We start from the raw sequence: 13,753 nt of genomic DNA on the forward strand, positions 1-13,753 counted from the left end.
GCGAAAGCTCGGCGTTGGCCCGGAAGAATGTCATCACGCGCGCCGCTTTTTGGACCACAATGACAGGCGTCGCGGCAAACTGGAGTGGCTGATGGGGGAAACGATGGAACGGATCGATTGCGATGTGCTGGTCGTTGGCGGCGGCATCAACGGCGCCGGCATCGCGCGCGACGCCGCCGGGCGCGGCCTGCGCGTGGTGCTGTGCGAAAAAGACGACCTGGCCGGGCACACCTCGTCGGCCTCCAGCAAGCTCATTCACGGCGGCCTGCGCTACCTCGAACACCGCGAGTTCGGCCTGGTGCGCAAGGCGCTGATCGAGCGCGAACTGCTGCTGCGCAGCGCGCCGCACATCATGTGGCCGCTGCGCTTCGTCATGCCGCACGACGCCCACCAGCGCCCGGCGCTGCTGATCCGCGCCGGCCTGTTCCTCTACGACCGGCTGGCGCGGCGCGAATTTTTGCCCGCCTCGCGCGGCGTTGCGCTGGCGCGCCATGCGGCCGGCCAGGTCCTAAAGGCCGACTTCACGCGCGGCTTCGAATACTCCGACGGCTGGGTCGACGATGCCCGCCTGGTCGTGCTGGCCGCGCTCGACGCGCGCGAGCGCGGCGCCACGGTGCTGACCCAGACCTTGTGCAGCGGCCTGCAGCGCCACCCGCTGCACTGGAGCGCGACCCTGACCGCTATCGACGGCCGCAAGACGAAGGTCAGCGCGCGCTGCCTGGTCAACGCGACCGGGCCGTGGGCCGACCGCTTCATGCAGGACGCCGCCGGCGCCGCGCCTGGCCAGCATCTGCGCCTGGTCAAGGGCAGCCATATCGTGGTGCGCCGCCTGTTCCACCACGCGTACGCCTACATCTTCCAGCATCCGGACGGGCGCATCGTGTTCGCCATTCCGTACGAGCGCGAGTTCACCCTGATCGGCACCACCGACCTAGAATTTACCGGCAGCCTCGATGACGTGGCCATCAGCGCGGGCGAGGTCAAGTACCTGTGCCAGCTGGCCAATCACTACTTCCGCCAGCAGATCAGCGCCGCCGACGTGGTGTGGTCGTACTCGGGCGTGCGGCCGCTGGTGGAAGATGCCGGCGCCAGCGCGCAGTCGGCCAGCCGCGACTTCCGCCTGGCGCACGACAGCAACGGCGCGCCGATGCTGACCGTCCAGGGCGGCAAGATCACCACTTTCCGCAAGCTGGCCGAGGAAGCGGTCGACTGGATCGGGCCTTTGCTGGGCAACCGCAGCGCCGGCTGGACCGCGCGCGCCTGTCTGCCGGGCGGCGATTTGTTCGGCGAGCGGCCGTCCAACCGCGGCGTGCTCGAATTCGACCAGTGGTCAGCGGCCATGCAGCAGCGCTACGGCTGGCTGTCGCCGGCGCTGGTGCGGCGCTACGCGCGCGCCTACGGCACCCGCATCAAGACAATGCTCGACGGCTGCCGCAGCCTGGCCGACCTCGGCCCGGAAATCGTGCCAGGCCTGTACGCGGTCGAAGCCGATTACCTCATCACGCACGAGTGGGCGTGCAGCGCGGCAGACATCCTGTGGCGCCGTTCGAAGCTGGGACTGCACCTGCCGTCGGGCAGTGCGGAAAAGCTCGACGCCTGGATCGCCGGGCGCAAGGCTGACGCGCCGGCAGGACAGCCGGGCGCGCAGGCTAACTAGCGCGCCACGATGCGGTAGCGCAGTTCCAGCGCGTCGTGCACAGTCAGCGCGCCGCCCATCACCGACATCGGCACGATGCCGAAATCGCTCTGGCGCAGCTGCAGCGTGCCGCTGGCGGTGACGGCGCCATTGCCTTCTTCTACAAGCGCTGCCGCATCGACCGTGCGCGTCACACCATGCAGCGTGATCGCCAGCCGCACAGGCTTCCCCACGACAGCGTCGGCGCGCAGCGCCACCAGCGGAAAGCGTTCGGCGTCGAGGACCTTGGCCAGCATGTTGGCGCGGGTGCCTTCGATCGCCGCCGGCGACGGGGTGGTATCGAGGCCGGCTTCCTTGCGCAGCGCCGGCTCGTCCACGCTCATCTGGTCGAGCCGGAAGCTGAAGTCGGCCCGCCCCGCCGCCGGCGCGACGAAGCCCGTCACGTTGCGGCTGGCCACCACGTGATCGTGACCGAGGCGCGCCAGCGGGCCGCCGCGCCGCACCGTGACGGCAATCAGCGACTGCGCCGCATCGATCGCCAGCACCTTCGTGCCTGCCGCTGCGGCGACGCGGTACCAGGATGCGGCGTTGTCGGTGGCCGCCGGCGGCGGGGCCACCGGTGCCCGCGCGCACCCGGCAAGCAGGACGGCCACCAGCAGCGCGCGCGTCGGCTTCATGCTATTTTGCGTTGGCCGTTACCCAAGCGTCGATCGCGGGCAAGCGTTCGGCGCGTACCTTGACGCGGTCACGGATGCCGGCAATCGCGGTGTCGGCGTCGCGCCGTGAACCGGCAGCGAGGTTGGCGCCCGCATAGGCCTCGAGCTTGGCGATGGTTGCCGGGTTCGACGAACCGGCCGCCAGACGCGGGAAAAAGCGGCTGCGCGAGGTGGCGTCGACCCGCTCGTTCACCTTGGCCGCGTTCGCCAGAGCGAAGTCGAATGCCAGCTCAGGATGGCGCTGCGATACCTGCGCCAGCATCGCCGCGCTGTTGGTCACGCCAGGTTCGTCCGTCATCGCCAGGTCCAGCGCGCGCCGCGCCAGCGCCGGGTCGGCGGGCGAAGCGAGCAGCTCGTACAAGCCGTCCTTGATCATCGGCGACTTCTCGGCCTTGGCGGCGCGGTGCAGGTCGTCCCACGCGGCGCTGTCGGCGCGCGTTGCCACCACCGCCAGCACGGTCTTGCGCAGTGCGGCCGGCAGCGCCTGCGGGTCGGACGCTTGCGCCGCATAGCGCCGGCGTGCTTCGGCGATCGTGGCGGCGTCGCCAAGTTCGCTGAGCGTCTGGATCAGGCCCGTGCGCAAGGTGGCGACGGTGGCGTTTTCGCCGGCGCGGGCGTCCCAGCCGACCTGCTTCATGACCGGCGCCAGGCGCTTGACCGCATACGCGTCGAAGCGCTGCTGGCGCTGGCGGTCGCCCGCGTAGTGATCGTGGATGGTCCCGAACACGTCGGCGATCTTGCCCCACACCTGGGGATCGGCGCCCGGCGTGGCGGCGTTGGCCAGCGCGAGGAAGTCGGACGCCGGCTGCAGCCCGGCCACGCCAAGCGACCAGCTGTCGGCCAGCAGGCCCATTTGATCGATGGGGGCCAGGGCGCCAAAGCCGGCGGCGAGCTCGCCGAAATGTTTCGGCGCGTACAGCGTGCGATAGTAGCCGCTCTGGCCGGCGTTCACGATGACCGCGCCGCAGCCAGGCACGCTGACGCTCGCCTTGCCGTTCGATACCAGCGTGCGCACCTGGCGGCTGGTGCCGGCCGCCTGCAATGTCACCGGCACGCGCCAGCGCAGCGGCTTCTTGTCGGGCTGGTCGCGGCTGAATTCCGACTGCGTCAGTTCGACGCGCGTGCTGCTGCCGACGCAGTCGGCGCTCGCCACGCGGATCAGCGGCACGCCCGGCTGCAGCGTGAAGTCGTGGGCGATCGCGGTGACCGGCTTGCCGGCGGCGCGTTCGATCTGGCGCCACAGGTCGCCCGAGACCGTGTTCTTGTAGGCGTGTTCTCGCATGTATGCGCGCACGCCGTTGCGCCAGGCCTGCTCGCCGACGTAGTTCTCCATCATGCGGATCACTGCTTCGCCTTTCAGGTAGGTGATATCGTCGAACGCCTGGCTGGCCTGTTCGACCGTCTCCACGTGCTGCACCACCGGGTGGGTGGTGGCGACCGAATCGCGCTCCATCGCGGCCTCGCGCACGCCGACCGCATTGAGCCTGGTATTCCATTCCGGATGCAGGCGCTCGGACATGCGGCTTTCCATCCATGAGGCGAAGCCCTCGTTAAGCCACAGGTCGTCCCACCACTGCATCGTCACCAGGTTGCCGAACCACTGGTGCGCCATTTCGTGCGCGGCGGTGACGAACACCGCCTGCTTGTCGCCCTGCGTTGAAATCGCCGGGTCGAGCAGGATCGCGTATTCGAACGTAAAGATCGCCCCCCAGTTCTCCATCGCGCTGAAGAACTGGCTGCGGCCCGGCGCGGCGATGTTGTCCAGCTTGGGCAGCGGGTAGTGCACGCCGAAGTAGCGGTTGAATTCGACCAGCAGCGATTTGGACGCGTCGAGCGCGAACGCGGCCTGCGCGGCGCGGCCCTTCGGCGTGACCACGCCCAGTTCTGTACCGTTCACTTTTGCCGTCACGCGGTCGAATTCGCCCAGTCCGAAGAACAGCAGATAGGTCGACATCTTCGGCGTTTGGGCGAACCTGACCAGGCTGCGGCCGTCGGCCAGCGCGGTCGTTTTCGCCACCGGCATATTACTGACCGCCATCTGGCCGGCGGGGATCGCCGCTTCCAGCGTGAAGCTGGCCTTGTAGGCCGGCTCGTCCCAGGAAGGAATCATGCGGCGCGCGTCCGAGTTCTCGAACTGCGTGTAGAGCGCGCGCTTCTTGCCGTCGGCGCCGTCGTAATCGAGCGAGAACAACCCAACGGCTTGCTGCCCGATCAGGCCCGTGTAGTCGAGCGCCAGGCGGTAGCGGCCCGGCGCGATCGGCCTGGCGAAGCGGAACGTCGCGGTCTGCGCGTCGGCATCGACGCTGGTGGTTGCCGTCATCGGCGCGCCGCCTGCGCCGGCGGCCAGCGTAACGCGGCTGAACGCCAGGTCGGCGGCGTTGAGCGTGATCGAGTCGGTCGGCGTCAGCACGTCGAGCGTGATGGTGACCTTGGCGGCGAAAGTGGAGCGGGCGGCGTCGGGCGTGATCGACACGTCGTAGTGGGCAGGGCGCGCGGTGCGCGGCAGCTGGGTGGTGGCGAGCGCGGTCGGCGCCGGCGCGGGCGCCGCCATGAGCGGCTGAGCCGACAGGCCGGCCAGTGCAAGTACTGCTGCTGAAATCAGGCTGCGATGCATGAAGATCCTTTTGCGTATATTGGCCCGGCGCGCCGGGACTCTTATGGAACACTAAGGTGAAACGGCAGGCCTGTCAACGCACGCATGTCGGGCGGGCGGCGCCGGATCGGCTATCATCATGCTCAGCGAAACCGGCCAGTCCCGCGGCGCCTGAACCCCATCCTGGAGAACGCATGAAACTGTACATCAGCACCTTCGCGCCGAACCCGCGCCGCGTCACCATGTTCATCGCCGAGAAGGGCATCGGCGACATCGAGACCGTCATGATCGACCTCAACGCCGGCGAGCACCGCAGCGCTGCGTTTGTCGCCAAGAACCCGCTGGCGCGGGTGCCGGCGCTGGAACTGGACGACGGCCGCGTGCTGTGCGAAACGCGCGCGATCTGTACCTACATCGAGGGGATGCATCCTGAACCGAACCTGATGGGCGAGGGCTTCGAGGAACGCGCCTTCATCGAGATGGCCGACCGCCGCGCCGAGCTGCACCTGTTTGCCGTTATCGCCAACTGCGTGCGGCATTCGCATCCCGGCCTGGCGGTGCTCGAGCAGCCGCAGTTTCCCGAGTTCGGCGCATCGCAAGGCGAGAAGATGCGCGAGGCCGCGCGCTGGCTCGACAGCGAACTGGGCAAGCAACCGTATGTGGCAGGGCAGCGATTCACGGTGGCCGACATTACCGCGTTTTGCGCGCTTGAATTCGCGCGCGGACTGATGAAGTTCAGGCCGGGCGCGGAGGGAATGAACAACTTGCAGGAGTGGCGCGACCGCATCGCGGCGCGGCCGTCGGCGGCCACCAGGGTCTGACCCGTTTCCTCGGACTCGGCGTCCCCGCCAGACCCCAGACGGGGTTTACCCGATGCGCTTGTACCAGTGCTGGTGCGGGAAAACAGGCTGGTAGCTGGCGGCGAGTTCGTCGCCGTCGGCGATCTCGCGGTCCAGTCCCAGCACGCCGAACAGCGACAGGCTGTCGTGGAACAGCCGCATCACGCGCTGGCGCAGCATCGGCCCGAAATCGGGAAGGGCGCGCTGGCAGATGATTAGCTGGAATTCGTTGAACGACGCATCGGTCACCAGGTTGTACTGCGCCCACGTGATGCGGTTGCGCAGCGATGCACGCAAGGTCGCGCGGCCATCCTGGACGTCGAAATAATCGGCCAGCTGCGCCGTGCCGCCGCTTCTGAAATAACTCTCCTGATACTGTTCCATGCGTTCGGCCGGAAAACTGGCCAGGCTGGCGGCCGCCAGCATCTCCTCGTTGGCGACGGTGGCGTAGATTTCGGTGCGAAGGTGCAGCTGCTCTTCGGCCAGCAGAATCGCCAGCGACCACGCCTGCTCCGGCCCTGCGCATTCGGCCAGCCACACCTTCGGTACCGCCGACGCGCGCAGGCTCGCTGCCAGCACGATGCGCAGCTGGCGCGCCTGCTCCGGATCGTCGAACAACGCGGCCGGCTGTACCGACAAGGCGCGCAGCAGCGCGGCGCCGGCGCCGGGGTCGTGCAGCACCCGGTCCTGCAGCGACGAGACGGTGTTCAGTGCCCGCGCCTGCATCACCTGGTGCAGCTTGCGCCGCAGCGTCGGCCGGTCGTAGGACCTGAAATCGTGACCGAAGCGTTGAAACAGCGCTTCGAGCAGCAACTCGATTTCAAGTTCTTCCGTCGCCAGTCCACCTTCCATTGTCAGGTAGCCGGTCAATGCAGCCACACGCGCATCAGCGACAGCAGCTGCGCCACGTCGACCGGCTTGGTGATGTAGTCGGAAGCGCCGGCGGCGATGCACTTGTCGCGGTCGCCCTTCATCGCCTTGGCGGTGAGGGTGATGATCGGCAGCGACTTGAACTTCGGAATACGCCGGATCGCGCGCATCGTGTCGTAGCCGTCCATCTCCGGCATCATGATGTCCATCAGGACGATCTCGATGGTCGGATCCTTCTCCAGCACCTCGATGCCGTCGCGACCGTTTTCGGCGAACGACACCTGCATCTGCTGGCGCTCGAGCAGCGACGAGAGGGCGAAGATGTTGCGCAGGTCATCGTCGACGATCAGCACCTTGCGTCCGGCCAGGCCGCCGTCGGCGGCGTGGATCTCTTCGAGCATGCGGCGCTGCAGTTCCGGCAGCGACGCGTGCGAACGGTGCAGGAACAGCGCCGTTTCGTCGAGCAGGCGTTCGGGCGAGCGCGCATCCTTGATGACGATGGTCTTGGCGTAGCGTTTCAGCTTCGTCACTTCCTTGCGCGACAATTCCTTGGCGGTGTAGATCACGATCGGCAGGTCGCGCAGGTTCGGCTCCTTGCCGATCACGTCGAGCAGGTCGAAGCCGCTGATGTCGGGCAAGGTCAGGTCCAGCACCATGCAGTCGAAGTGCGACGTGCGCAGCGCCTCGAGCGCGTCGGCGCCGTTTTCCACCGCGACGATGCGCAAGTCGGAGTCGCCGATCAGCGAGACGATCGAATCGCGCTGCATTTTCTCGTCGTCGACCACCAGCAGGCTGCGTTTGCCGCCCATCAGGAACTTCTGGATGCGGGTGAATTCCTCCTGCAGCGCTTCACGGTCGACCGGCTTGTTGATGTACGAGATGGCGCCCTGGCGCAGCGCGCGCTCGCGTTCGCGCATGCTTGACATCACGTGCACCGGGATGTGGCGCGTGCTCGGGTCGCGCTTGAGGCGGTCGAGCACCGTGAAGCCGTCGATGTCCGGCAGGTCGAGGTCGAGCAGGATCGCCGACGGCAGGTAGTCGCGCGCCATCGACAGCACCGAGTCGCCCAGGTGGGTGACGATGCCCTTGAAGTTTTTCTCGCGCGCGAATTCGAGCACGATGCCGGCGAAGGCGGCGTCGTCTTCGACGATCAGCACCGATGGATCTCCCGGGGCGATCAGGCCGCGGTCATCGAGCGTGCCGTATTCGACCACCTGCACCATGCCGCCGCCGGACACCTGCAGCGGCGTCACTTCGTTCTCGAGCTGCAGCGTGTTGGCGTACACCACCTGGGCCGGCGGCGGCGCCATGCGCGCGGGCTGCGGCTGGCGCGCCTGGTCGTAGTTGATGAAGCCGGCGCGGTTGTATGGCAGGAACAGGGTGAACGTGGAACCGGAGTTGACCACCGATTCGACCCGGATCTCGCCACCCAGCAGGCGCGCCAGTTCGCGCGAAATCGACAGACCAAGGCCGGTGCCGCCGTACTTGCGGGCAGTGGAGCCGTCGGCCTGCTGGAACGCTTCGAAGATCAGCTGCAGCTTGTCGGAGGCGATGCCGACGCCGGTATCCTTGACCGAGAATGACAGCACCGCATCGGCGTGCACCAGGTTCGGGTGGTCCGACGTCCAGCCGCTGGTAACGAGCGAAATCTGCAGCGCGACCTGGCCGTGGCTGGTGAACTTGAACGCGTTCGACAGCAGGTTTTTCAGCACCTGTTGCAGTCGCGTGGTATCGGTCATCACCGCGGTCGGCAGGGCGTCGGCCAGTTCGACCGTGAAGCCGAGATGCTTGGCTTCGGCCATGTGGCGGAAGGTGCGGTCGACGTAGTTGCGCAGGTTCGAGAAGCGGTACTCGGAGACGTCCAGCGTGACGGTGCCGGACTCGATCTTCGACAGGTCGAGAATGTCGTTAATCAGGGTCAGCAAGTCGGAGCCGGAGCCGTGGATGGTCTTGGCGAATTCGACCTGCTTGCCCGACAGGTTACCCTCCGGGTTATCCGACAGCTGCTGCGCCAGGATCAGCAGCGAATTGAGCGGGGTGCGCAGTTCGTGCGACATATTTGCCAGGAACTCTGACTTGTACTTCGACGACAGCGCCAGCTGGGTCGCCTTTTCTTCCAGCGCCAGCTTGGCCTGCTCCACCTCGCGGTTCTTGCGTTCCACCTCGATGTTCTGCTCGGACAGCAGGCGCGCCTTTTCGGCCAGCTCCTGGTTGGTCTGCTGCAGCTCTTGCGCGAGCGACTGCGACTGCGTCAGCAGCGACTCGGTACGGCTGTTCGCCTCGATCGTGTTGAGCACCACGCCGATCGACTCCATCAGCTGGTCGAGGAAGGAAAGGTGCGTTTCGGTAAAGCGGTCGAGCGATGCGATCTCGATCACCGCCTTGACCTGCTGCTCGAACAGGATCGGCAGCACGACGATGTTGGTCGGCGGCGCCGCGCCCAGGCCCGACGACACCACGATGTAATCGCGCGGCACGTCGGTGAGCCAGATGCGGGTCTTCTCGACCGCGCACTGGCCGACCAGGCCTTCGCCCGGCAGGAACGAGGTGGCCAGCTTGCGGCTGGAGCGGTAGCCGTAACTGGCGATCATGCGCAGGCGCGCGTCGATCTCCTGCGAGTCCATCATGTAGAACACGCCGTGGTGGGCCGACACCAGCGGCGCCAGCTCGGACAGGATCAGCTTCGTCACCGCCTGCAAGTCGCGCTGCCCCTGCAGCAGGCGCGTGAAGCGCGCCAGGTTGGTCTTGAGCCAATCCTGCTGCGCGTTCTTCTGTGTTGTTTCTTTCAGGTTGCGGATCATCTCGTTGATGTTGTCCTTCAGGTAGGACACCTCGCCGCGCGCCTCCACCTGGATCGAGCGACTGAGGTCACCACGGGTGACAGCAGTCGCGACTTCTCCGATGGCGCGCATCTGGTTGGTCAGGTTTGCCGCCAGCTGGTTGACGTTCTCGGTCAAGTCCTTCCAGGTGCCGGCCACGCCGGACACGTTTGCCTGTCCGCCCAGCTTGCCCTCGGTACCGACCTCGCGCGCCACCCGCGTCACTTCCGAGGCGAACGAGGACAACTGGTCGACCATCACGTTGATGGTGTCCTTCAGCTCCAGGATCTCGCCCTTGACGTCCACCGTGATCTTCTTCGACAAGTCGCCGCGCGCCACCGCGGTCGTCACCGCCGCGATGTTTCGCACCTGGCCGGTCAGGTTCGACGCCATGAAGTTGACGTTATCGGTCAAGTCCTTCCAGGTGCCGCCGACGCCCGGCACGTAGGCCTGGCCGCCGAGCTTGCCTTCGGTGCCGACCTCGCGCGCCACCCGCGTTACCTCGGAGGCGAACGAGGACAACTGGTCCACCATCACGTTAATCGTGTTCTTCAGCTCGAGAATCTCGCCCTTGACGTCCACCGTGATCTTCTTCGACAGGTCGCCGTTGGCCACCGCGGTCGTCACGTCGGCGATGTTACGCACCTGGCCGGTCAGGTTACCGGCCATCGAGTTCACGCCGTCGGTCAGGTCTTTCCAGGTGCCGGCCACGCCCGGCACGTTGGCCTGGCCGCCCAGCTTGCCCTCGGTGCCGACCTCGCGCGCAACCCGGGTCACTTCGGAGGCGAACGAGTTCAATTGGTCGACCATCACGTTGATGGTGTTTTTCAGTTCCAGGATCTCGCCCTTGACGTCGACCGTGATCTTCTTCGACAAGTCGCCGTTCGCCACCGCGGTCGTCACGTCGGCGATGTTTCGCACCTGGCCGGTCAGGTTACCGGCCATCGAGTTGACCGAGTCGGTCAAGTCCTTCCACGTACCGGCCACGCCCTTCACCTGCGCCTGGCCACCGAGCTTGCCTTCGGTGCCGACCTCGCGCGCCACGCGCGTTACCTCGGACGCAAACGAGGACAACTGGTCCACCATCACGTTGATCGTGTTTTTCAGTTCGAGAATCTCGCCCTTGACGTCCACCGTGATCTTTTTCGACAGGTCGCCATTCGCCACCGCTGTCGTCACCGCGGCGATGTTACGCACCTGGCCGGTCAGGTTCGACGCCATGAAGTTGACGTTATCGGTCAAGTCCTTCCAGGTGCCGCCAACGCCCGGCACGTAGGCCTGGCCGCCGAGCTTTCCTTCGGTGCCGACCTCGCGCGCCACCCGCGTCACTTCCGACGCGAAGGAGCGCAGCTGGTCCACCATCACGTTGATGGTGTCTTTCAGCTGCAGGATCTCGCCGCGCACGTCGACGGTAATTTTCTTCGACAAGTCGCCGTTCGCCACCGCGGTGGTCACTTCGGCGATGTTACGCACCTGCGACGTCAGGTTACCGGCCATCGAGTTGACCGAGTCGGTCAAGTCCTTCCAGGTGCCGGCCACGCCTTTTACCTGCGCCTGGCCGCCGAGCTTACCTTCGGTACCGACCTCGCGCGCCACGCGCGTCACTTCCGACGAGAACGAGGAGAGCTGTTCGACCATCGTGTTGGCGGTGGTCGCCGCGCGCAGGTACTGGCCCTTGAGCGGATGGCCGTCCACTTCCAGCGCCATCGTCTGCGACAGGTCGCCTTTTGCCACCGCGCCGATCACGCGCGCCATTTCAGTGGTCGGGCGTACCAGGTCGTCGATCAGGGTGTTGACCGAACTGATGATGGTGCCCCAGCCGCCGGCCACGTTCGGCACTGCCGCGCGCTGCGTCAGGCGGCCTTCGCGGCCGACCACGCGCGACACTTCCGTGACCGCCTTGACCATCTTCTCTTTCGTTTCGATGATCTCGTTAAGGGTGTCGGCGATCTTGCCGGCGACGCCGGTCCAGTCGGACGGCATGCGCGCGGTGAAGTCGCCCTTCTTTAACGCCATCAGCGTCGACAGCAGCAGCTTCGCGTCCAGCTCTTCAATGAAGTCGCTCATGTTATTCATCGACATTATCCTCGTTTTTTGGGAGTGGAAAAGGTGGCCGGATGGTGCTTCCGGCTCGTGCGATAGGGGTGTTCTGTAGTGATGCGAACAGCAATGCGGACATCGCCTGCGCCGGCTCCGGCTCGCCCAGCAGCGCGCCCTGGAACTGATCGCAGCCGGCCGCGGCGAGCACCTCGAGCTGCGCTTCGGTGTCGACGCCGAGCGCGCGCACCGACAGGCCGAGCGCGCGCGCCAGGTGGATGATCGCCGCGACCATGTCGGCGCCGCCATCGGCGCCGATGTCGCGCACGAAAGCGCCATCGATCTTGAGGGCGTCGAAAGGCAGGTCGCGCAAGATGGTCAGGGACGCGCCGGCGCTGCCGAAATCGTCGACCGCCAGGCGCACGCCGGCCGCGCGCACCGCGTCGAGCGCCGGCTTGACGTCGCCGGCGCCGACCAGCAGGCGTTCGGCAATCTCAAGTTCGAGCAGTCCAGCATCGATGCGGCATGTGGCCAGGTGCGCGGCGACCCGTTCGGGCAAGTTCGAGTGAATATGCATGGACCCCAGGTTGACCGACATGACCAGCGCCGGCAGCCCCGCCTTGTGCCATAGCGCGGCCTGGGCGCAGGCCGCGCCGATGGTCCAGTCGCCGACCTCGTCGAGCAGCTTGCGGTCGGTCACCCGGTGCAGGAACTGCGGCGCGGCCAGCAGGCCCTCGCGCGGATGGCGCCAGTACAGCAGCGCCTCGACGCCGGACAGCGCGCGGGTGCGCACGTCGGCGTGCGACTGGTACTGCAGCGCCAGTTCACCGTTGTCGAGCGCCTGCCGCAGCTCGGCCGCCCAGCGCGCGTGTTCGACTTCGCGCGCGTTGAGCTCCTCGCGGAAGTATTCGATGCTGCCGCGGCGGTGCTGCTTGGCGTGGTACATGGCCGTGTTTGCATTGCGCAGCACGATGGCGGCGCTGGCGCCGTCCTGCGGATACAGGCCGATGCCGATCGACGACGAGGTGAAGATATGCTGGCCGGCGATCTCGAACGGCTGCGCGTTGGCCTGCTCGATCTTGCGCGCCACCAGGGCCGCGTTGGCGGAGGCGCCGGCGCCCTCGAGCAGCACGACGAATTCGTCGCCGCCGGGCCGCGCCGCCACGTCAGACACCCGCACTGCGGCCTGCAGGCGCCCGGCGAACAGGCGCAGCAGCGCGTCGCCGGCTTCGTGGCCGAGCAGGTCGTTGATGCGCTTGAAGCGGTCGAGGTCGAGGAACAGCACGGCGAACTCGCTGTGATGGCGCTCGGCGTAGGCGACGGCGTGTTCGAGCTGCTGGATCAGCGCGCGGCGGTTGAGCAGGCCGGTGAGGGCGTCGCGGATCGACAGCTCGTGGGCGCGCGTTTCGGCCAGCTTGCGCTCGGCCACCTCGAGCTCGAGTTCGGCGTTGATGCGTTCGAGGTCCTGCAGGCGCTGCACCCGCAGGTCCTGGTACAGCGCCGACAGTTCTTCGGTCTTTGCGACCAGCTCGAGGTTGTTGCGGGTCAGGGCGACGAACACGGCGACCTTGGTTTGCAGGATCTGCGGGATCACCGGGGTAAACAAGTAGTCGACTGCGCCTTTCTGGTAAGCCTGCAGGCGGTGCATTTCGTCGGCGTAGTGGGCGGTGATGAAGATGATCGGCACGGCCGCCGAGCGCGGATGCGAGTGGATCGCGTCGGCGGTTTCAAAACCGTCCATGCCCGGCATGTTCACGTCGAGCAGAATGACGGCGAATTCGTGCATCAGCACCTGGCGCAGCGCCTCGTGGCCTGAAGTGGCGGTGATGAGCTCGTACTGGCCGTCGGGCGCCGGTTGATTCAGCAGGCTCTCTAGCGCGAACAGGCTGGCCGGATCATCGTTGACTAGTAGGACTTTAGGGATCTGCACGTCGGGACAGGTCGGTTGGGGAAATCGTGTGGCGTTAATCGTTATATCGCGGACGACAGAAAAATAATCTTGCTGCCCGTTAGGGTAAGCATTATATTGTCGTTCGGAAACTAAGTGCAATTCTTATGCTAACAAAATAGCAACCCGGGAGCAAAGTTGGGGAAGGTTATCCGAAAAAAACTTTCCCCGGCGCACGGCAGAAACGCGCCCGCCGTCAATTTTTGTGGCATTTAGCGCACAGTCAGACGACCTACCAATTGTCTCATTTTCGAGGCAACCCATGGTAGTTACCGGCGCGATTCCTGCTACTTGG

Annotated in this window: 7 protein-coding genes; 2 read left to right on the plus strand and 5 right to left on the minus strand. The window is 66.3% G+C overall.

The window, feature by feature from the left end; translation table 11 throughout:
* Positions 1-91 precede the first annotated feature (91 nt).
* Complete coding sequence (gene glpD, locus CR105_RS06615) at positions 92-1,657, plus strand: glycerol-3-phosphate dehydrogenase (protein WP_099787646.1); 1,566 nt, start codon at positions 92-94, stop codon at positions 1,655-1,657.
* Here the strand turns inward: glpD and CR105_RS06620 are convergent.
* Both CR105_RS06620 and CR105_RS06625 read right to left on the minus strand, forming a co-directional pair.
* On the minus strand, positions 1,654-2,313 hold the full coding sequence (locus CR105_RS06620) for a YceI family protein (RefSeq protein WP_099787647.1): 660 nt from the start codon (positions 2,311-2,313) through the stop codon (positions 1,654-1,656). The two genes, glpD and CR105_RS06620, sit on opposite strands and share 4 nt — an antisense overlap.
* Before the next feature lies 1 nt (position 2,314).
* Entirely contained in the window at positions 2,315-4,966 is a 2,652-nt protein-coding gene (locus tag CR105_RS06625) for a M1 family metallopeptidase (protein WP_099787648.1), read from the minus strand.
* Positions 4,967-5,139: 173 nt separating this feature from the next.
* Between CR105_RS06625 and CR105_RS06630 the strand changes: the two genes are divergently transcribed.
* Complete coding sequence (locus CR105_RS06630) at positions 5,140-5,766, plus strand: glutathione S-transferase family protein (protein WP_099787649.1); 627 nt, start codon at positions 5,140-5,142, stop codon at positions 5,764-5,766.
* A gap of 45 nt (positions 5,767-5,811) precedes the next feature.
* On the opposite strand, the gene CR105_RS06635 is transcribed toward CR105_RS06630, so the two are convergent.
* From CR105_RS06635 to CR105_RS06645, 3 genes are read right to left on the minus strand one after another with little or no spacing between them, the layout of a single operon-like run.
* A complete protein-coding gene (locus tag CR105_RS06635) occupies positions 5,812-6,663 on the minus strand; it encodes a CheR family methyltransferase (protein ID WP_229413687.1) in 852 nt (283 codons plus the stop codon).
* Positions 6,651-11,549, minus strand: coding sequence for a response regulator (locus CR105_RS06640; RefSeq protein ID WP_099787915.1), 4,899 nt, complete (start codon positions 11,547-11,549; stop codon positions 6,651-6,653). The genes CR105_RS06635 and CR105_RS06640 overlap by 13 nt, the downstream gene beginning before the upstream one ends.
* A complete protein-coding gene (locus CR105_RS06645; protein ID WP_099787650.1) occupies positions 11,542-13,440 on the minus strand; it encodes a putative bifunctional diguanylate cyclase/phosphodiesterase in 1,899 nt (632 codons plus the stop codon). Before CR105_RS06645 ends, CR105_RS06640 begins: the two co-directional genes overlap by 8 nt.
* Between the last annotated feature and the right edge of the window lie 313 nt (positions 13,441-13,753).

This window comes from Massilia eurypsychrophila (genome assembly GCF_002760655.1).
In the GTDB taxonomy this organism is placed as follows: domain Bacteria; phylum Pseudomonadota; class Gammaproteobacteria; order Burkholderiales; family Burkholderiaceae_D; genus JAFCUW01.